The organism is Brevundimonas nasdae, assembly GCF_016654005.1.
GTDB classification, from domain to species: Bacteria; Pseudomonadota; Alphaproteobacteria; order Caulobacterales; family Caulobacteraceae; genus Brevundimonas; species Brevundimonas nasdae.
Genome location: NZ_JAEPWN010000005.1, coordinates 152,421 through 172,293, shown reverse-complemented (window position 1 = coordinate 172,293; position 19,873 = coordinate 152,421). Strand labels below are relative to the sequence as shown.

Here is a 19,873-nt window from a genome sequence, read left to right as displayed (position 1 = left end):
CCCTCAGAGGTGACGGCGGTGGTCATTTCTCCTCTTATCGAGCACTGTTCGCCTGCGCGGGCGGTCATCCAAACCTTGATGACCCGACGCTTCACGCGGTTCGGGGGAAATATGAGGCAGCTATGGGGCGCAGCATTCACCTTGCCGCTGTTGTTTGGCGGCATCGCATCTGCAACTGAGGCGACTGACCCTCGACGCATTGTGGAAGAGGTCGCACTTACGATTGAGGTTAACTATTTCGACGCTGCGGAGGCCCGGAGCCTGGCGGCCTCCTTGCGGGCGGAAGTGCAGGCGGGCGCTTACGACCGATATCCAGACGGCGAGCAGTTAGCGGGCGCATTGACTCGCAGGCTAAAGCCAGTGGACGGACATTTTGGTGTTGCCGGGCCGCAGGTGCTGTCGGCTGGTCCGGAAGAGCCCGGCCTGAATATCGATTATGAAGATCAGGTTCGGCGTATCAATTACGGGTTTCGCACGACGGAAATTCTTCCAGGCAACATCGGCTATATCGACCTCAGGTTCTTTCCCGATATCGATTTCGAGACGCCGGACAGTCCTGAAAAGCTGGCGGCCGATGCGGCGCTCCAGACCCTGGCGCATACCGATGCCGTGATCGTTGATTTACGCGACAATGGCGGGGGATCACCCGAAATGGCCATGTATCTGGCCAGCGCCTTCCTGCCTCCCGACAGCAACGCCTATATGTACGAGCGAGACGAAAGCGGTGCCGAAACAAGTCTTCGGCCGGTCCGGTCTTATTCGCGGCCCCGCCTCGATACGCCCTTGATCATACTGATCAGCGCACGCTCCGCCTCGGCTGCCGAAGCCTTCCCCTATATGCTGCAATCCGCTGGGCGGGCGACCATCGTCGGTCAACCGAGCATGGGTGCGGCCAGTATGGCGCGTCCGGTTGCTACGCCGTCCGGTTTTTCGGTCTTCCTGCCCTTCGCCGTGACGCTCAGCCCGGTGACCCGGACCAACTGGGAGCGAACAGGCGTGCAGCCGGATGTCGTGGGGCCTGTGGAAGGCGCCAAAGACCATGCCTGGGCCTTGGCCTTGCGCAAGGTGCTGGAGCGGGGTGCTCCGCGCGCGATTGCCGCTGAAGATCGCTGGATTATCGAGACGTTAGAGACGGCGGAGTATGCGACGTCGCTTCAACCCTATGTCGGTCAATACGGCGAGGTGCAGGTGTTTCTAGAGAAGGGCCTGCTGCAGTATCGCCAAGGTCAACGGCCGCCGTGGACCCTGCGTGGGCTATCGGCGGACCTGTTCACGGTCGTGGGCGAACCGACCCAACGGGTGCGTTTCAATCGGGACGAGCGAGGGGGGATCAGTGGGCTGAATGTCCTGTGGTCGGAAGGTTCGACGTCCCCGACTGCTTTGCGACAGGACTAAGCAAAGGTCACTCCAACTTCAGGGCTTCGGCCAGCAGGCGGGCTTCGGCGGCGCGGCTGGAGCCGGCGCGCCAGGCGACGACGATTTCGCGGTGGGGCGGGGCGCCGTCGGCCTGGTTCTCGAAGGCGCGGATGGCGACGGACGGATTGTCGGCCAGGCCCGCCTGAACCGCCATCTTGGGCAGGAAGGAGACGCCCAGGCCCGAGCCGACCATCTGCACCAGCGTATGCAGGCTGGTGGCGGCGAAGACGTCGTCGCCGCGCGGGGCCTCGATATCCAGCGCCGCCAGGGCGTGGTCGCGCAGGCAGTGGCCGTCTTCCAGCAGGATCAGGTCTTCGGCGCGCAGCGAGCCGGGGCGGATCGGCCCGGGCGCGGCCAGCGGGTGGTCGTGCGGAGCGGCGGCCATGATCTCGTCGTCGCCGATGCGCGCGTGTTCGATGCCCGGCGCATCATAGGGCAGGGCGATGACGGCGGCGTCGATCTGTCCGGCCTTGAGCGCGGCGATCAGGCGCGGCGTCAGATCCTCGCGGATGAACAGCTTCAGGTTCGGATAGGCGGCCTTCACCGACGGCAGTTTGCGCGGCAGCAGGAAGGGAGCCACGGTCGGGATGACGCCCAGCCGGAAGCGTCCCGACAGGGGGCGGCCCGCGTTCTTGGCGGCCTCGACCAGATCTTCGGTGCGGGCCAGGACGTCTTCGGCGCGGCGAACGGCCTCTGCGCCCACGGCGGTCAGCAGGACGGCGCCGCGCGTGCGTTCGACCACGGGGGTGCCCAGGATCCGCTCAAGCTCCTGCACCCCGGCGCTGAGGGCGGGCTGGCTGACATGGGCGGCCTCGGCGGCGCGCGAGAAGCTGCCGTGCTCGGCCAGAAGCTTGAGATACTGGAGCTGTCGCAGGGTGGGGAGCATGGCTGATGGATAGGTGAAATCTATGAAGGTGGCAAAGATAATCGATTGGCCTTATCGCACCAAGCGGTGCTGAATGGCCTCGTCTTCAAAGAGGTCTTCGCCATGTCCGACACCAAAACGCCCCCGACCCTGACCACCAGCGCAGGCGCGCCGGTCGCCGACAACCAGAACAGCCTGACGGCGGGGCCGCGCGGCCCGGTGCTGATGCAGGACTGGCAACTGTTGGAGAAGCTGGCGCACCAGAACCGCGAACGCATTCCCGAACGGGTTGTCCATGCCAAGGGCTGGGGCGCGCACGGGACGCTGCGGATCACGGGCGACATCTCGAAATACACCCGCGCCAAGGTGCTGCAGCCGGGCGCCGAGACGCCGATGCTGGCCCGGTTCTCGACCGTGGCGGGAGAGATGGGCGCGGCGGACCATGAACGCGACGTGCGCGGCTTCTCGCTGAAATTCTACACCGAGGAAGGCAACTGGGATCTGGTGGGCAACAATACGCCGGTCTTCTTCGTGCGCGATCCGCTGAAGTTCCCTGACTTCATCCATACGCAGAAGCGCCACCCCCGGACCAATCTGCGCAGCCCCACAGCCATGTGGGACTTCTGGTCCCAGTCGCCGGAGAGCCTGCATCAGGTGACGACCCTGTTCTCGGATCGGGGTCTGCCGGTCACGCCGATGCATATGAACGGCTATGGCTCGCACACCTACAGCCTGATCAATGCGGCGGGCGAGCGCCACTGGGTCAAGTTCCACTTCAAGACCCGCCAGGGCCACAAACACTACACCAACGCCGAGGGCGAACAGGTGATCGGCCAGTCGCGAGAGGGCTATCAGGAGGCGCTGTTCGGCGCCATCGAGAGCGGCGCCTTCCCGCAATGGACGGTGCAGGTCCAGATCATGAGCGAGGCCGAGGCGGAGCGGACATCCTACAACCCGTTCGACCTGACCAAGGTCTGGCCGCATGGCGAGTTCCCGCCCATCGAGATCGGGGTGCTGGAGCTGAACCGCAACGCCGACAACTATTTCGCCGAGATCGAACAGGCCGCTTTCAGCCCGTCCAACATCGTGCCCGGCATCGGTCATTCGCCGGACAAGATGCTGCAGGCGCGGGTGTTCTCCTATGCCGACGCCCACCGCTATCGGCTGGGCACCCACTATGAGGCCCTGCCCGTGAATGCGCCCAGATGCCCGGTGCATCACTATCACAAGGACGGGGCGATGCGGTTCTTCGCCAACAACCCGAACCCGGACGCCTATTACGAGCCGAACAGCTTCGGCGGGCCGGTCCAGGCGCCGGAGTACCGCGAGCCGCCGCTGAAGATCACCGGGGATGCTGACCGCTGGGACCATCGCGACGGCAATGACGACTACAGCCAGCCGCGCGCCCTGTTTGAGCTGTTCGATGCGGGTGAACGCCAGCGGCTGTTCTCCAACATGGCGGCGGCCATGCAGGGGGTGCCGGACTTCATTCTGGAGCGCCAGTTCGCCCATCTGGAGAAGGTGCATCCCGACTATGCCGCAGGCGTCCGCGCGGCGGTCGAGGCGGACAAGGCCAAGCCCGCGGAAGATCCGACCACCCTGCCGATGCATCTGCGCGCCGCACGCGGGTTGGAGATCGCCGAATAGTCTGCGGCGAAAAAGGTTGGGAGACCTGAAGCTGACTTGGGCCGGGCGTCGAAAGGCGCCCGGCCTTTCTGCTAGAAAGGCCGCAGGAGACGCCGCCCATGACCCAGATCGCCCTGCCCCCTCTGGCCGCCCTGATCGACGCCATCCCGGACTATGGACGGGAGGTCGCGCGCAATCTTCAGGTTCTGGCCGAGGATGCGACCCTGACGGACCAGCAGAAGTGGGGCTGTTTCCTGGCCTGCGCGCACGGAATCGGCGTCGCCTCGGTGGTGCGGACCTTTGAAGCCGAGGCGCAGGTGCGGTTGTCGCCAGAGGTTGCCGATGCTGCGCGGTCTGCGGCGGCGCGGATGGGCATGACCAACATCTATTATCGGGCGCTGCACCTGATGCAGAACCACGTATATGAGGCCCTGCCGACGCGGCTGCGGATGAACCTGGCGGCGCCGGTCGGTGTGGACCGGCTGGACTTCGAGCTGTGGGCGCTGGCGGTGTCGGCGATCAACGGCTGCAGCGCCTGCCTGGACGCGCATGAGGGCGAGTTGAAAAAGCACGGCGTAGAGCCTGCCGTCGTCCAGACCGCGCTTCGCATCTCCGCCGTGGTTCATGCCGCCAGCCGGGTGACGGCTTCTGCTGAGGCGGCCGCTTCGTTTTAGGATAAGCGGTCAGTCAGTGTCGTCATTCCGGGGCGACCGAAGGTCGAGCCCGGAACCCAGGAGACGTACATCCGGGGCTGAATACGTCCAATACCACAGTCGCACCCCTGGGTTCCGGGTTCTTCGCTACGCTCAGCCCCGGAATGACGAGAGGAGGGGCTGCGAAAGGCGGCTGAACCTAGCCCAGCGGATTCAGTCTGATCTCGAACAGTTGCGGCCAGCGTTTGCCGGTGACGAACAGCCGCTTGCCCGCCGCATCCCAGGCGATGCCGTTTAGCACATCGTCGTTGGGGTCAATGTCCGGGCCACTGGGAACAAGGCTGCTGAGGTCGATAAAGGCCTTCACATGGCCCGTCGCCGGATCGATGCGGGCGATCCGGCTGTCCTGCCAGATGTTGGCCAGCAGTTCGCCGTCGACCCATTCCAGTTCGTTGATCTGATCCAGCGGCTGGCCGTCGGCGGTGACGCGGATGCGCCCGGTCTCGGCCAGGGTCGCGGGGTCGAGGAAGCGGATCTGGTCGGTGCCGTCGCTCATGATCAGGCGGGCGCCGTCATTGGTCATGCCCCAGCCTTCGCCCGTATAGGAAAAGCCGCCAAGAGGCGCGAAGTCGTCCAGCTTCCAGATGAAGCCGATCTGGTTGCGCCAGGTCAGGCTGTAGAGCCTGCCGTTCAGCGCCGTGGACCCTTCGCCGAAATAGATGGTCGGCAGGTTGCGCTGGCGCAGCACCTCGCCCGTCTCCAGCCGAATCTGCCGGATGAAGGACGGATACAGGCCGGTGCTCTCGTACAGGTCGCCGTCATGGAAGAAGAGGCCCTCGGTGAAGGCCTCGTCATCATGGGGATAGGCCTTGACCACCTCGAAGCCCTGAACCGGGACTTCAGCTTGCGTCCTCAGGCCCGCGCCCGTCGCCAGCATGAGGCCGAGGCAAAGCGCGGCCAGAAGCGACGATGGACGGGGCATGGGCGTCAGACCTTTTCTGCAGCTTCCGCCTCGGCCTTGAGGGCGCGGGCTTCGGCCTGATCAGCCTCGGCGCGGGCACGCTCGGCCAGCTCCTTCTTGGAGGAGGAGCGGCGGCTCAGCATGTTCAGCGCCTCGACACCGGCCGAGAAGGCCATGGCGGCGTAGATGTAGCCCTTCGGCACGTGGAAACCAAAGCCGTCCGCGATCAGAACCATGCCGATCATCAGAAGGAAGCCCAGGGCCAGCATGACCACGGTCGGGTTCTTGTTGATGAAGTTGGCCAGAGGATCGGCGGCCAGCAGCATCACGGTCACGGCGACCAGGACCGCCACCACCATGATCGGCAGGTGCTCGGTCATGCCCACGGCCGTCAGGATCGAGTCGATCGAGAAGACGATGTCCAGAATGATGATCTGGAAGATGGCCGCGCCGGCGTTGGTGATCATCACGTCCTTCTTGTCCAGGACAGCGGGCGAGGGCGTCGGATCGACGGTGTGGTGGATCTCCTTGGTGGCCTTCCAGACCAGGAACAGGCCGCCCGCGATCAGGATCAGGTCCTTCCACGAGAAGGAATTGCCCATGACGGTGAAGACCGGCTGAACCAGACCCACCAGCCAGGCGATGATGGACAGCAGCGCCAGACGCATGATCAGCGCCAGGCCGATGCCGATGCGCCGCACCTTGGAGCGTTGATGTTCGGGCAGTTTGTTCGAAAGGATCGAGATGAAGATGAGGTTGTCGATCCCCAGCACCACCTCCATCACAATGAGGGTCACCAACGCGGCCCAGGCGGCCGGGTCGGAGAACAGGGGGATGATGCTGTCGAGCATTGAGGTTGGGGGTCCTAGGGAAAAACGTGAACCGAAATCGCTAGGGCCGCGCATGGTTCCGATCAAGCGGGCGGGTGCGGCGTTATGGTCGCACCCAGGCGGCCGATGCAGGCGCACAGCCATGACGCGCGGCGTTATCGCGCAGGCCTCGACCTTGGTGGGCCATCACACAATGTTGCGAGCAGCAAAACCCCGTGCTATCAGGCGCCCGGCTTGAAGGGGGCGTATTCACGGATACGGCCTCTGTCGTGCTTTTCCTAAGCATTTCAAGCTTCTGACCGGTGTGATCCTCACAATCGGTCGCGACCCTGACACAACGACCTCGGACCCTAATCAGTGGCTGATGATTTCAGAACGACGGAAGTCGGCGATCGATACGCACAGGCGCTGTTTGATCTGGCGTTGGAAACTGGCCGTCTGGACGCCGTCCGCGCCGACCTGCAGTCGCTGAAGGCGGCCTGGATCGACAGCGCAGACCTGCGCCGCCTGGCCACCTCGCCGGTGGTCTCGGCCGAGGATCAGGCCAAGGGGTTGGTCGCCATCGCCGCCAAGGCCAAGTTCGAAAAGACCACGTCCAACTTCCTGGGCCTGCTGGCGCAGAACCATCGCGCCAAGGACCTGCCGGGCGTGATCGCCGGTTTCGAGACCCGCTACGCCAAACACGCCGGCATCGTCGCCGCTGAGGTCGTGTCCGCCCAGGCGCTGGACGCCAAGCAGGTCGCCGCCATCACCGCCGCCCTGTCCAAGGCCCTAGGCAAGGCGCCGGAACTGACCGCCCGCGTCGATCCGTCGATCCTGGGCGGCCTGAAGGTCAAGGTCGGTTCGAAGCTGTTCGACGCCTCGCTGAAGACCAAGCTCGACCAGATGAAGTTCGCCCTCAAGCGGGCTTAAGGCCTGCCCCGATCCACAAGAATGTAGCGCGCCTGAACGGCGCAACCGCAAAGACTGAAGAACAGAGAGCCCGTCATGGACATCCGCGCCGCTGAAATCTCGGCCATCCTCAAGTCGCAGATCGCCAACTTCGGCGTCGAAGCCGACGTTTCCGACGTCGGCAGCGTGCTGTCGGTCGGTGACGGCATCGCCCGCATCCACGGTCTGGACAATGTCCAGGCTGGTGAAATGGTCGAGTTCCCCAAGGCCGGCGTGAAGGGCATGGCCCTGAACCTGGAGCGCGACAACGTCGGCGCCGTGATCTTCGGCGCCGACGCCGCGATCGCTGAAGGCGACGACGTGCGCCGCCTGGGCGAAATCGTGGACGTGCCGGTCGGCAAGGGTCTGCTGGGCCGCGTGGTCAACCCGCTGGGCGAGCCGATCGACGGCAAGGGCCCGATCGAGTTCACCGAGCGCCGCCGCGTGGACGTCAAGGCGCCCGGCATCATCCCGCGCAAGTCGGTTCACGAGCCGATGCAGACGGGCATGAAGGCCATCGACACCCTGATCCCGGTCGGCCGCGGCCAGCGCGAACTGATCATCGGCGACCGTCAGGTCGGCAAGACGGCTGTCGCCGTCGACACCATCTTGAACCAGAAGGCCGTCAACAAGACCGACGACGAGCAGGCCAAGCTGTACTGCATCTACGTCGCCATCGGTCAGAAGCGTTCGACCGTCGCCCAGATCGTCAAGACCCTCGAAGAGTCCGGCGCCCTGGAATATACGATCGTCGTCGCCGCCACGGCTTCGGAACCGGCCCCGCTGCAGTTCCTGGCGCCGTTCGCCGGCACCGCCATGGGCGAGTATTTCCGCGACAACGGCATGCACGGCCTGATCATCTATGATGACCTTTCCAAGCAGGCTGTGGCCTATCGCCAGATGTCCCTGCTGCTGCGCCGTCCGCCCGGCCGTGAAGCCTACCCGGGCGACGTCTTCTACCTGCACAGCCGCCTGCTGGAGCGTTCGGCCAAGCTGAACGAAGACTACGGCTCGGGCTCGCTGACCGCCCTGCCGATCATCGAAACCCAGGCGAACGACGTTTCGGCCTACATCCCGACCAACGTGATCTCGATCACCGACGGCCAGATTTTCCTGGAATCGGACCTGTTCTATCAGGGCATCCGCCCGGCCGTGAACGTCGGCATCTCGGTGTCGCGCGTGGGTTCGTCGGCTCAGACCAAGGCGATGAAGAAGGTCGCCGGCACCATCAAGGGCGAGCTGGCCCAGTATCGTGAAATGGCCGCCTTCGCCAAGTTCGGCTCGGACCTGGACGCTTCGACCCAGAAGCTGCTGGCGCGCGGCGCCCGTCTGACCGAGCTGCTGAAGCAGCCGCAATACTCGCCGCTGGCGATGGAAGAGCAGGTTGTGTCGGTTTACGCCGGTACGCGCGGTTACATCGACGGCATCGCTGTCGGCGACGTGGGTCGCTTCGAGAAGGAGCTGCTGGCGCGCATCCATGCGAACCACGCCTCGCTGCTCGAAGGCATCCGCACCAAGAAGGACCTGACCTCGGACCTCGAAGCCGAGCTGAAGGACATCCTGGCCGCCTTCGTCAAGACCTTCGCCTGAGCCCCTCCGGAAAGCTGAGAGAGTAAAGCCGGATGGCCAGCCTCAAGGAAATGCGCAATCGGATCGGAAGCGTGAAAGCCACGCAGAAGATCACGAAAGCCATGCAGATGGTCGCCGCGGCCAAGCTGAAGCGCGCCCAGGATCAGGCCGAAAGCGCCCGTCCCTATGCGCAGAAGATGGCCTCGGTCATCGCCAACCTGGCCGCCGGCGTCTCGGGCGCCGATGCGCCCAGGCTGCTGGCCGGCACGGGCGACGACCAGCGCCACCTGATCGTGGTGGCTACGGCGGACAAGGGTCTGGCGGGCGGTTTCTCGACCAACGTCATCCGCGCCGCGCGTGAACGGATCAACAGCCTGATCGCGTCCGGCAAGGACGTGAAGATCATCGCTGTGGGCCGCAAGTCGCGCGACCAGCTGTCGCGTCTGTACGGCGACAAGGTGATCCACACCTTCGAACTGTCGGCGAACAAGACCATCGGTCTGCCTTCGGCCCAGCCGGTCGCGGAAATGATCGCCACGGCGTTCGAGGACGGTCAGGCCGACGTGGTCACCCTGTTCTACAGCCAGTTCAAGTCGGTGATCCAACAGGTCCCGACCGGCAAGCAACTGATCCCGGCCGTGGTCGAGGGCGATGCGCAGCCGATCGATCTGAACGGCGCGGTCTATGAGTATGAGCCGTCGGAAGAGGAAATCCTCGAAACCCTGCTTCCGCGCAACCTGACGACCCAGATCCTGGCCGCTCTGTACGAGAACCAGGCGGGCTTCTTCGGTTCGCAGATGGCGGCGATGGATAACGCCACGCGTAACGCGGGCGACCTCATCAATGCCTTGACGCTGCAATACAACCGCAAGCGCCAAGCCCAGATCACCACCGAACTGATCGAGATCATCGCCGGCGCCGAAGCCCTCTGATCCCGACCGCACAGACATTCCGATACGGACCCCAGCCATGACCGACACCGTCGCCCCTCCCGCCGCCAAGAAACCCGCAGCCAAGAAACCCGCCGCCAAGAAGGCGCCCGCCGCCTCGGCTGCGACCGGCGCCGCCGCAACCGGCCGCATCGCCCAGGTCATCGGCGCTGTCGTCGACGTTGAGTTCACCGGCGCCCTGCCGGCGATCCTGAACGCCCTGCACACCCAGAACGTCGACCAGAAGACGGGCGAGCCCTTCACCCTGGTGCTGGAAGTCGCCCAGCACCTCGGCGAGAACATGGTCCGCACCATCTCGATGGACACGACCGAAGGTCTGACGCGCGGCCAGGCCGTGACGGACACCGGCACCTCGATCCAGACCCCGGTCGGTCCGGGCGTGCTGGGCCGCATCATGAACGTCGTCGGCCAGCCGATCGACGAAGCCGGTCCGATCCAGACCACGGAATACCGCCCGATCCACCGCGAGGCGCCGACCTTCGAGGAACAGACGACCTCGTCTGAAATCCTGGTCACGGGCATCAAGGTGATCGACCTGATCTGCCCCTACACCAAGGGCGGCAAGATCGGCCTGTTCGGCGGCGCCGGCGTCGGCAAGACCGTCACCATGCAGGAACTGATCAACAACATCGCCAAGGCTTACGGGGGTTACTCGGTTCTGGCTGGCGTGGGTGAGCGCACCCGCGAAGGCAACGACCTGTATCACGAGATGATCGAGTCCAACGTGAACGTGGACCCGACCAAGAACAACGGCTCGACCGAAGGCTCCAAGTGCGCCCTGGTTTACGGCCAGATGAACGAGCCTCCCGGCGCCCGCGCCCGCGTCGCCCTGACCGGCCTGGCCCAGGCCGAGTATTTCCGCGACGAAGAAGGCAAGGACGTTCTGCTGTTCGTCGACAACATCTTCCGCTTCACCCAAGCCGGTTCGGAAGTGTCGGCTCTGCTGGGCCGCATCCCGTCCGCCGTGGGCTATCAGCCGACGCTGGCCACCGAGATGGGCAACCTGCAAGAGCGCATCACCTCGACCAAGAAGGGCTCGATCACCTCGGTCCAGGCCATCTACGTCCCGGCCGATGACCCCACCGACCCCGCGCCTGCCGCCTCGTTCGCCCACCTGGACGCAACGACCATGCTGTCGCGTGACATCGCCGCCCAGGCCATCTTCCCGGCCGTTGACCCGCTGGACTCGACCTCGCGGATCATGGACCCGCTGGTCATCGGCGAGGAGCACTACCAGGTCGCCCGTTCGGTCCAGGAAGTGCTGCAGCAGTACAAGGGCCTGAAGGACATCATCGCCATCCTGGGCATGGATGAGCTGTCGGAAGAGGACAAGCTGGTCGTTTCGCGCGCCCGCAAGATCCAGCGCTTCCTGTCGCAGCCCTTCTTCGTGGCTGAACAGTTCACCAACTCGCCCGGCAAGTTCGTCGAGCTGGCCGACACGATCCGCTCGTTCAAGGGCATCGTGGCTGGCGAGTACGACCACCTGCCGGAAGCCGCCTTCTACATGGTCGGCGCCATCGAAGAGGCCGTCGCCAAGGCCGAGAAGATGGCTTCGGAAGCCTGATCATGGCCGGCAAGCTGAACTTCTCTCTCGTCTCGCCGGAACGCGAGGTCTTCTCGGGCCTCGTGGACCAGGTCGATGCACCGGGCGTCGAGGGCGACTTCGGCGTTCTGCCGGACCACGCCCCCTTCATGACCGCGCTGCGCGAAGGTCTGGTCACTGTCTATAACGGCGGCGCCAAGACCCAGTACGACGTCAAGGGCGGCTTCGCCGACGTCAACGGCGAAGGCCTGACCATCCTGGCCGAACAGGCGACCGAGGTCGTCGCGGCCTGATCCTGATTTAAGGATCGAAACGATTTGAGGCCCTGTGCTCCGGCGCAGGGCCTTTTTCGTGCGCGCTTGCCGGGTTAGGACCGGGGCATGACCGACGCCATCGAAATCCACGGCCAGAACGATCCGCGCTTTGATGCGGTGCGCGAGGCCTTCGCCGCCAACTTCACCGATGCGCCTGAGGGGCTGAACGAGCAGGCGGCGCGCTTCAGCGTGCTGATCGAGGGGGAGGCGGTCGTGGACCTGTGGGCCGGCCATGCGGATACGGCGAAGACGACGCCGTTCACGGACACGACCCTGACCTCGGTCTTCTCGACCGGCAAGGCGGTGATGGCCCTGTTGATGGCGACGGCGGTCGAGGCGGGTCAGGTCGACTATGATCAGACGGTCGCCTCGTTGTGGCCCGAGTTCGGGGCGGCGGGAAAACAGGAGGTGACGGTAGCCCAGCTTCTGAGCCACCAGTCGGGCCTGCCGGGCTTTTCCGAGGCGGTTGATCCGGCCATCTGGTTCGATATCCCCGCCGTGCTGGAGCGGCTGGCGGCGCAGGCGCCGATGTGGGCGCCGGGAACGGCGTCCGGCTATCACCCGATCACGGTCGGCTATCTGGCCAATGAGGTGTTCCGCCGTGCGACGGGCCGAACCATGGGCCAGACCCTGCGTGAGGATTTCCCCGATCTGGATCTGTGGATCGGCCTGCCCGACAGCGAACACGGGCGCGTGGCGCAGATGAGAAAGCCTACGGCGGCGCCCAGTCTGGGGACCATCGACCCGATCAAACAGGCGGCCTTCCTGGATCGCGGCTCGGCGCCGGGCGGGCGTGGTTCGGCGGAATGGCGCAAGATGGAAATCCCGTCGGCCAATCTGCACGGCACGGCCCTGGGTCTGGCCACGCTGCTGGGCGTGGTCGCCAATGAAGGGCGTCTGGGCGCGCGCACGGTGCTGTCGGGCCAGACGCTGGAGCAACTGACCCGCGAGCGCATCCACGGTCAGGACAAGGTGTTGCCCTATGTCATCAGCTGGGCGGCGGGATTGATGCGCAACGACGGCCTGAACGTCTTCGGCCCGAATGAAGCCTGGGGCCATTACGGCTGGGGCGGGTCGATGGCCATGGCGGACCCGTCACAGCGCTTGTCAGCGGCCTATGTGATGACGCGCCAGTCGCCGCACCTGATCGGCGATCCCCGCCCCCGGCGCCTGCTGGAGGCGGTTTACGCGGCCCCCTAGACCGTCTCGACGGCGCGGATGGCCTCGCGGGCGGCGCGGCTGCGGCGGAAGGCGGCCGCGGCGAAGACGCCCGCCCCGGCCCAGATGAAGGCGAAGGAGATGATCCGCAGCAGGGTCAGCTTCTCGCCCGCCCAGACGCCGCAGGCGAACTGAAGCGTCGGCGCCAGAAACTGGATGAAGCCCACCGTCGACAGCGGCAGGCGACGCGCCGACCAGGCGAACAGGGCCAGAGGAACAACGGTCGCAGGACCGCTGAACAAGGCCCAGGCCAGACCTGTCGGCGACGAGAAGCCGACCGCCTGACCGTGGGTGACCAGCCAGCCCAGGAAGGTCGCGCCGATGGGCAGAAGCACGAGACATTCGACGAACAGGCCCGTCTGGGCCGAGGCCTGAACCCGCTTCCTGATCACCGCATAGGCGCAGAAGGTCAGGGCCAGGGTCAGGCCGATGATCGGCACATGGCCCAGGGCGATGGTCTGGATCACCACGCCCACAGCCGCCAGGCCAATGGCCAGGCCGCTGAGCCGGTCGATCTTCTCGCGGAACAGCACCGCCCCCGCCGCCATGTTGAGCAGGGGATTGATGTAATAGCCCAGGCTGGCTTCCAGCGTCGCGTGATGGGTGGTGGCGACGACGTAAAGGCTCCAGTTGGTGCCGATCAGCAGGGCCGACACGATCAGCCAGCCGAAGATGCGCGGGTTGGACAGGGCCTGGCGCGCCTCCGCCGACTGGCCCGCCAGCAACAGAACGATGGCGGCGATGAACACGGACCAGACGGCGCGGTGCGCCAGGATCTCAGGCGCCGTGAACCCATGCGCCGCCATGGCCATGAACAGCAGCGGCAGCAGGCCCCACAGGGTGTAGCAGGCGATGGCGGTGCCGACGGCGCGACCGTCTGTAGGCGTGGCTGTGGCGGTTGCGCTCATGGCGGCGGGCTTTCGGTTCGTCCGGGGCGGGACGGAGAGCGGGCAACAGGCTCGTCATCCTCCGCGCCGCGCTGGCGCTGCGGGAGGATGACGAAGGCCGGGATCAGATGGTGATGGAGCGATAGCCGGACGAGGACTTGATGACGCCCGTCTCGTCCAGAAGCTGGGCGATCTGGATGGCGTTCAGGGCGGCGCCCTTGCGCAGGTTGTCGGACACCACCCACAGGTTCAGGCCGTTCTCGACCGTCGGGTCCTTGCGGATGCGCGACACATAGACGGCGTGCTCGCCCGCGGCGTCGACCGGGGTGATATAGCCGTCGTGCTCCTGCTTATCGATCACCAGCACCCCCGGCGCCTCGCGCAGGATGGCGCGGGCTTCGTCAGGCGCGATCGGACGGTCGAACTCGACGTTCACGGCCTCTGAGTGACCCACGAAGACCGGCACGCGCACGCAGGTGACGGTGACCTGGATGTTTGGGTCCAGCATCTTGTGCGTCTCGTCCGACATCTTCTGCTCTTCGTCGGTCGCGCCGTCTTCGAGGAACGAGCCGATGTAGGGGATGACGTTGAAGGCGATCTGTTTGGGGAACTTCTTGGGACGCGCGTCACCCAGGCCGTAGATGGCCTTGGTCTGGTTCCACAGCTCGTCCATGCCTTCCTTGCCGGCGCCGGACACCGACTGATAGGTCGAGACCACCACCCGCTTGATCTTGGCCGCGTCATGCAGGGGCTTCAGCGCCGTGACCAGCTGGATGGTCGAGCAGTTGGGGTTGGCGATGATGTTCTTCTTGGTCGCGTCCTTGATGGCGTCCGGGTTCACCTCGGGCACGATCAGCGGCACGTCGGCGTCCTTGCGGAAGGCCGAGGAGTTGTCGATCACGATGGGACCGGCCTTGCCGATCTTCTCCGACCATTCCTTGGACACCGCGCCGCCGGCGGACATCAGGACGATGTCGACCGACGAAAAGTCGAACTGTTCGATGTCCTGGCATTTGATGGTCTTGTCGCCGAAGGAGACCTCCACGCCCTTGGACTTGCGCGAGGCGATGGCGTGAATCTCATCCACGGGGAATTCGACTTCCTCCAGGATGTTCAGCATTTCGCGGCCCACATTGCCCGTGGCTCCGACGATGGCGACGCGATAACCCATGATGCTTGGTCCTTCGGACGCGCTAACGCTCGGCTCAGCGGAGCCTCGCTGCTTGAGCGCGATTTATGGTGTGATGTGCATTTAGGCGTTCGCAGCCGCGAAGCAATCGCTTTTCGGGGCAGACGGCTCTAAGCAGGGCCGCCATGACCTCCCGTATCCGCAACGCCTACGATATCCGCGTGGAAGAGGGCGTTCTGACGCCCGACCCGGCCCAGGCCGATGTGATCACCGCCCTGGAGCGGCTGGAGACCGATCTGGGCAAGCGGGGCCTGTTCGGAAAGGCACCCGAGGTGCGCGGCGTCTATCTTTACGGCCCGCCCGGACGGGGCAAGTCGATGCTGATGGACCTGTTCTATTCGGCGACGCCCGAGCCGCGAAAGACGCGCGCCCACTTCCACGCCTTCATGGCCCGCATCCACGATCTGGTGAAACAGTGGCGCGAGGGCGACGCCCGGACGCGCAAGGCCGTGTTCGGGACCCACAAGGGCGACGATCCGATCCCGCCGATCGCCAAGCTGATCGCCTCGGAAGCCCGGCTGCTGTGCTTCGATGAGTTGCAGGTCACCGACATCGCCGACGCCATGATCCTGGGGCGGCTGTTCGAGGCCCTGTTCGAGGACCGGGTGGTGCTGGCCATCACCTCGAACCGCGCGCCGGAAGACCTCTACAAGAACGGAATCAACCGCCAGCTCTTCCTGCCCTTCATCGACATCATCCGTCAGCGTTGCGAGGTTGTGCAGACGGCGGGCGCGCGCGACTGGCGACTGGACCGGATGAGCTCGGCCCAGGTCTGGCACACGCCGGACGACCGCGCCGGGTTCGAGGATTTGTGGCGCGAGCTGAAGGGCGGCGAGCCGGAGGAGCCCACGCAACTGAAGGTGCTGGGCCGCGACGTGGTGATCAAACGCACCGTGGGCTCGATGGCGCGGGCGACGTTCAACGACCTTTGCGCCAGGCCGCTGGGGCCGCAGGACTATCTGGCCATCGCCGAACGGTTCCACACCCTGTTCCTTGAGGACGTGCCGATCCTGAGCTCGGCCAACCACCATGAGGCGCGGCGCCTGGTGACGTTGGTGGACGCCCTGTACGAGGCCAAGACCAAGCTGATCGTGCTGGCGGCGGCCAGGCCCGAGGCCCTCTATACCGAAGGGGTCGGCGCCTTCGAGTTCGAACGCACCGTGTCACGCTTCAATGAAATGCAGAGCAAGGACTGGCTGGCGCACGTGCGCGAGTGACGGCTAGTGTGGCGCCACAACCGGAGAGTTCCCGATGCGCCGCCTCGCCCTGACCGCCGCCCTTTTGATGATAGCCGCCCCGCTGGCGACAGGGCCTGCGATGGCCCAGACTCCAGCCGCCGCGCCTGCATCCAGCGGTCTGCGCGCCGCAGACGTCAGCGCCTGGCTGACGGGATTGGGCGGCCAGGTCGGGCCGCTGCAGACGGCGGACGGCCAGACCTATTTTGCGGTCAATAATGCGGGCCTGACCTGGGCCGTCTTCTTCCAGAGCTGCCAGGGCGACCTGTGTCAGGACGTGCAGTTCAGCGCTGTCGTGGCCAGCGCAGGCGCGACGCCGGACCTGATCAACACCTGGAACCGGGACAACCGCTTCCTGAAGGCCTTCTACACGCCGGGCGCGGATGGAAAGACGCCGACCGGGACGGTGCAATATGATGTCCTGACCGTGCCGGGGCAGGGCGTGGAGCAACTGACGGATCCGCTGGCGGTGTGGCTGCAACTGCTGCCGCTGTTCGCCACCCATGTCGGCCTGACGCCGCAGTAGGCGTCATCTCCTCGGGCTCGGTACGAAAAAAGGGCCACAGATCACTCTGTGGCCCTTTCTCATAGGCATCAGGCGCTCAAGCAGCGCGGCTCCGCGAGCCGCGCGTTAGCGCCCGCTGGCGAGTTAAGCCAGCGAAGCGTCGATGTCCTTGCAGGCCTGGAGCAGGCCCTGGACCGAGGCGACGGACTTCTCGAACATCGCCTTTTCTTCGTCGTTGGTGGTGAACTCGACCACCTTCTCGACGCCGTTCGCGCCGATCAGGGCCGGGACGCCGACGTAGAGGTCCGACAGGCCGTATTCGCCCGACAGCCAGACGGCGCAAGGCAGGACGCGCTTCTGGTCCAGCAGATAGGACTTGGCCATGGCGATGGCGGATTCAGCCGGGGCGTAGAAGGCCGAGCCGGTCTTCAGCAGGGCCACGATCTCGCCGCCGCCCTTGCGGGTGCGGTCGACGATGGCGTCTAGATCGGCTTGCGACAGCAGGCCAGCAGCGACGGCGTCCGGCAGCGGCAGGCCGCCAACCGTCGAGTGACGCACCATCGGCACCATGTCGTCGCCGTGGCCGCCCAGGGTCCAGGCGTGGATGTCCTGCACCGACACGCCGGTCTTTTCAGCCAGGAAGTAGGCGAAGCGGGCCGAGTCCAGCACGCCGGCCATGCCGACGACCTTCTCCTTGGGCAGACCCGAGAACTTCTGCAGGGCCCAGACCATGGCGTCCAGCGGGTTGGTGATGCAGATGACGAAGGCGTTGGGGGCGTGGGCCTTGATGCCTTCGCCGACGGCCTTCATGACCTTCAGGTTGATGCCGATCAGGTCGTCGCGGCTCATGCCCGGCTTGCGCGGCACGCCTGCGGTGACGATGCAGACGTCGGCGCCCGCGATGTCGGCGTAGTCGTTGGCGCCCTTCAGGGCCACGTCCTGGCCGAAGACGGCCGAGGCTTCGGCGATGTCCAGGGCCTTGCCCTGCGGCGTGCCTTCAGCGATGTCGAACAGGATCACGTCGCCAAGGGCTTCGCGGGCGGCCACGTGGGCCAGGGTGCCGCCGATCATGCCGGCGCCGATAAGGGCGATCTTCGCGCGAGCCATGGATGTCTCCGTTTTTTGCGTGTGCGAAAGGATAAATCGTGCGGGCGGTCTAGACCCCTCGGGCGGCTGTCGCAAGAACCTCGCTTTACGCGTTCGATCGGGCCTGCGAAGGTCGGCGTCTCACAGGAGGATTTCGATGCGCGCTTCCCTGACGCGGAGTTTGACCCTTGGTCTGTTGGCGGCCGCCGTCGCCGCGCCCGCCCTGGCCCAGACCCCGCCCGCGACCATCGGCGACCGCTATATCCCCGCGCCCTGGTGGATGCGCGATCCGGTCATCGCCTCGGTCGGCAATGTGCAGGTCGAGTTGCAGGCCAACCGCGCTTTCGTCTCCGCCAGCTTCCAGTCGGTGGAGCGCAGCGTGAACGACGCCTCGCGCGCCGCCGCCGATCAGGTGCGGGCGCTGAGCCAGGCGCTGACTGGCTATGGCGCCGACAAGGTGCGGGTCGAGACCAGCGTCACCACCCGCCCCATCTATGATCAGTATCGTGACGGCGACGGCGTCATGCGCGACAACACCCGCGCCGATCGGATCGCCCGCTATCAGGCCGACGCCGCCGTCCGCGTCTCCGTGCGCGACGTGGCCCTGATCGAGCGGGTGTACGCCACCATCGTCGCCTCGCGTCCTACCTCCATCGGCCAGGTCAGCTTCAGCCTGGACCCTGAAAACAGCTGGAAGGCCAATCTGGCGGCCGAAGCGATGAAGGATGCGCGCCGTCGCGCAGAGGCCGCCGCCGCCAATGCGGGCGCGACCCTGGGCCGGGTGCGGGTCATCGATCCGTCCGGGCGGGTGTGTCAGACGGACGTGCTGGCGGGCTGGCCCTCCTATGCCGCTTCGGGTCCGGCGACCTCGGTGGATGAGGTCGTGGTCACGGGGGCGAAAGCGATGGAGAGGGCGAACTTCGCACCGCCGCCGCCCCCTGCTGCGCCCGCGGGAGGCGGCGCCCCCAGCGAAGATCAGATCGAGGCGGCGCGACTGGCCCTGCAGCCGCCGCTCCAGACCCTGACCGACAGCGCCTGCATCATCTACAGCCTGAACTGACCGGAATGACCTTCTTCGTCGATCCCGCCTTTGAAGCAGGCTCTGTCGCTGCGGGCGAATGGGGTCTGTGCCATGTCCGGCTGCAGGATGATGCGCGCTTTCCCTGGCTGATCCTGATCCCTCGCATCGTGGGGGCGGTGGAGTTGTCCGACCTGACGGCGGATCAGCGGGCGGTTCTGATGGAGGAGACGGTGCGGGCTGGCGAACTGGTCCGGGCGCTGGGCGTCGAAAACGGACGCCCCGTCGACAAGCTGAATGTCGGCGCCATCGGCAATGTCACCGCCCAGCTGCATGTGCATGTGGTCGGGCGCCGCCGCGACGACGGCCTGTGGCCCGATCCGGTCTGGGGCCGGGGACCGGCAGAGCCTTATGGGGGCGACCGGCGGGCGGCGGTTCTGGCGCGGATCACGGGCGCAGCCTAGCCGGGGCGGGTCACCGTCACCGGATGACGGCGGCCGTTCTGGATCAGGGCGCCGGTCCAGCCTGCGCCCGCCTGTTGCAGGTGCAGTTCGCCGCCGGTGATCGGCACGATGACGGTTTGACCGTCCGTCGTCGCGGGACCTGCCGGGCCGCTGTGTTCAACGCCGGGGCGGTCGTCCAGTCTGGTCCAGGCGCCTTCGATCATCCGTCCGCCGCCCCGGTCGGTCAGAGCCAGCGACAGGAACGGCCTGCCGTCGCCCCCCGTCACGCGCCAGCGGCCGTCCAGCGGACCCATCCGGCGGTCGGTGTCCAGTTCGGCCTGGGCCACGCCCTGATCATAGGCGATCTCCATGTCCGACGGACTGACCTCATAACTGGCGGCATAGGCGTCGACGGTCACGGGCCGGGTCAGGGGCGCGCGATGTCGGATCGTCTCGCCGTCACCCTGCGCCGGGGTCCGACCAAAGTCGGAGGGCGGTTCAAAAGGTCGGATGGCCGGCGGCTGATAGGTTTCCGGCGTCGCGTCCAGCGGTCCATAGGTCGCCTGGACGGTCAAGGCTGAGGCGAAGGCGAGCCAGATCATGGGCTTACCCTGCCAAACCCCGGCCCGAGGCGC

At 65.9% G+C, this 19,873-nt stretch carries 20 protein-coding genes; 13 read left to right on the top strand and 7 right to left on the bottom strand.

Annotation, left to right across the window (positions count from 1 at the left end):
* Positions 1-9: 9 nt before the first annotated feature.
* Positions 10-1,395 carry a S41 family peptidase gene (locus JKF87_RS09700; protein WP_201099682.1) on the top strand — a complete coding sequence of 462 codons (1,386 nt, stop codon included), beginning with the start codon at positions 10-12 and terminating at the stop codon, positions 1,393-1,395.
* Between the two features lie 7 nt (positions 1,396-1,402).
* On the opposite strand, the gene JKF87_RS09695 is transcribed toward JKF87_RS09700, so the two are convergent.
* Positions 1,403-2,302 carry a hydrogen peroxide-inducible genes activator gene (locus JKF87_RS09695; protein ID WP_201099681.1) on the bottom strand — a complete coding sequence of 300 codons (900 nt, stop codon included), beginning with the start codon at positions 2,300-2,302 and terminating at the stop codon, positions 1,403-1,405.
* Between the two features lie 102 nt (positions 2,303-2,404).
* On the opposite strand from JKF87_RS09695, the gene JKF87_RS09690 reads away from it, so the two are divergent.
* Positions 2,405-3,928, top strand: a complete 1,524-nt coding sequence (locus JKF87_RS09690; RefSeq protein WP_201099680.1) for a catalase — start codon at positions 2,405-2,407, stop codon at positions 3,926-3,928.
* Positions 3,929-4,026: 98 nt separating this feature from the next.
* Entirely contained in the window at positions 4,027-4,581 is a 555-nt protein-coding gene (locus tag JKF87_RS09685) for a carboxymuconolactone decarboxylase family protein (protein WP_201099679.1), read from the top strand.
* Positions 4,582-4,759: 178 nt separating this feature from the next.
* Here the strand turns inward: JKF87_RS09685 and JKF87_RS09680 are convergent, their stop codons facing one another.
* Entirely contained in the window at positions 4,760-5,542 is a 783-nt protein-coding gene (locus JKF87_RS09680) for a glutaminyl-peptide cyclotransferase (RefSeq protein ID WP_201099678.1), read from the bottom strand.
* Positions 5,543-5,547: 5 nt separating this feature from the next.
* Positions 5,548-6,372, bottom strand: a complete 825-nt coding sequence (locus JKF87_RS09675) for a TerC family protein (RefSeq protein ID WP_201099677.1) — start codon at positions 6,370-6,372, stop codon at positions 5,548-5,550.
* A 336-nt stretch (positions 6,373-6,708) separates the two neighbouring features.
* Here JKF87_RS09675 and JKF87_RS09670 point away from each other — a divergent pair, with 336 nt between their 5' ends.
* The 6 genes from JKF87_RS09670 (at position 6,709) to JKF87_RS09645 (ending at position 12,857) form a co-directional block, all read left to right on the top strand.
* The gene (locus tag JKF87_RS09670) at positions 6,709-7,263 is read left to right on the top strand and encodes a F0F1 ATP synthase subunit delta (protein ID WP_201099676.1); all 555 of its coding nucleotides are present in this window, start codon (positions 6,709-6,711) and stop codon (positions 7,261-7,263) included.
* Between the two features lie 75 nt (positions 7,264-7,338).
* Entirely contained in the window at positions 7,339-8,871 is a 1,533-nt protein-coding gene (gene atpA / locus JKF87_RS09665) for a F0F1 ATP synthase subunit alpha (protein ID WP_201099675.1), read from the top strand.
* 32 nt (positions 8,872-8,903) lie between these two features.
* Positions 8,904-9,782 carry a F0F1 ATP synthase subunit gamma gene (locus JKF87_RS09660; protein WP_201099674.1) on the top strand — a complete coding sequence of 293 codons (879 nt, stop codon included), beginning with the start codon at positions 8,904-8,906 and terminating at the stop codon, positions 9,780-9,782.
* 37 nt (positions 9,783-9,819) lie between these two features.
* Positions 9,820-11,364: a F0F1 ATP synthase subunit beta gene (gene atpD / locus JKF87_RS09655; protein ID WP_201099673.1), complete on the top strand. Its 1,545-nt coding sequence runs from the start codon at positions 9,820-9,822 to the stop codon at positions 11,362-11,364.
* Between the two features lie 2 nt (positions 11,365-11,366).
* Positions 11,367-11,636: an ATP synthase F1 subunit epsilon gene (locus JKF87_RS09650; protein ID WP_201099672.1), complete on the top strand. Its 270-nt coding sequence runs from the start codon at positions 11,367-11,369 to the stop codon at positions 11,634-11,636.
* An 87-nt stretch (positions 11,637-11,723) separates the two neighbouring features.
* A complete protein-coding gene (locus JKF87_RS09645) occupies positions 11,724-12,857 on the top strand; it encodes a serine hydrolase domain-containing protein (RefSeq protein WP_201099671.1) in 1,134 nt (377 codons plus the stop codon).
* On the opposite strand, the gene rarD is transcribed toward JKF87_RS09645, so the two are convergent.
* Both rarD and JKF87_RS09635 read right to left on the bottom strand, forming a co-directional pair.
* Complete coding sequence (gene rarD, locus JKF87_RS09640) at positions 12,854-13,783, bottom strand: EamA family transporter RarD (protein ID WP_201099670.1); 930 nt, start codon at positions 13,781-13,783, stop codon at positions 12,854-12,856. The two genes, JKF87_RS09645 and rarD, sit on opposite strands and share 4 nt — an antisense overlap.
* Positions 13,784-13,886: 103 nt before the next feature.
* Positions 13,887-14,933: an aspartate-semialdehyde dehydrogenase gene (locus JKF87_RS09635; protein ID WP_201099669.1), complete on the bottom strand. Its 1,047-nt coding sequence runs from the start codon at positions 14,931-14,933 to the stop codon at positions 13,887-13,889.
* A gap of 143 nt (positions 14,934-15,076) precedes the next feature.
* Here JKF87_RS09635 and zapE point away from each other — a divergent pair, with 143 nt between their 5' ends.
* On the top strand, positions 15,077-16,168 hold the full coding sequence (zapE, locus tag JKF87_RS09630) for a cell division protein ZapE (protein WP_201099668.1): 1,092 nt from the start codon (positions 15,077-15,079) through the stop codon (positions 16,166-16,168).
* Between the two features lie 34 nt (positions 16,169-16,202).
* Positions 16,203-16,712 (top strand): YbjN domain-containing protein, encoded by a 510-nt coding sequence (locus JKF87_RS09625; RefSeq protein ID WP_201099667.1) that lies wholly within the window; start codon positions 16,203-16,205, stop codon positions 16,710-16,712.
* A gap of 123 nt (positions 16,713-16,835) precedes the next feature.
* Here JKF87_RS09625 and mdh read toward each other — a convergent pair whose 3' ends face one another.
* Complete coding sequence (gene mdh / locus JKF87_RS09620; RefSeq protein WP_201099666.1) at positions 16,836-17,798, bottom strand: malate dehydrogenase; 963 nt, start codon at positions 17,796-17,798, stop codon at positions 16,836-16,838.
* 136 nt (positions 17,799-17,934) lie between these two features.
* Between mdh and JKF87_RS09615 the strand changes: the two genes are divergently transcribed.
* Together JKF87_RS09615 and JKF87_RS09610 are read left to right on the top strand one after the other, a co-directional pair.
* Entirely contained in the window at positions 17,935-18,837 is a 903-nt protein-coding gene (locus JKF87_RS09615; RefSeq protein WP_201099665.1) for an SIMPL domain-containing protein, read from the top strand.
* 5 nt (positions 18,838-18,842) lie between these two features.
* The gene (locus JKF87_RS09610; protein WP_201099664.1) at positions 18,843-19,259 is read left to right on the top strand and encodes an HIT domain-containing protein; all 417 of its coding nucleotides are present in this window, start codon (positions 18,843-18,845) and stop codon (positions 19,257-19,259) included.
* On the opposite strand, the gene JKF87_RS09605 is transcribed toward JKF87_RS09610, so the two are convergent.
* Positions 19,256-19,840: a hypothetical protein gene (locus JKF87_RS09605; protein ID WP_201099663.1), complete on the bottom strand. Its 585-nt coding sequence runs from the start codon at positions 19,838-19,840 to the stop codon at positions 19,256-19,258. The two genes, JKF87_RS09610 and JKF87_RS09605, sit on opposite strands and share 4 nt — an antisense overlap.
* Positions 19,841-19,873 lie beyond the last annotated feature (33 nt).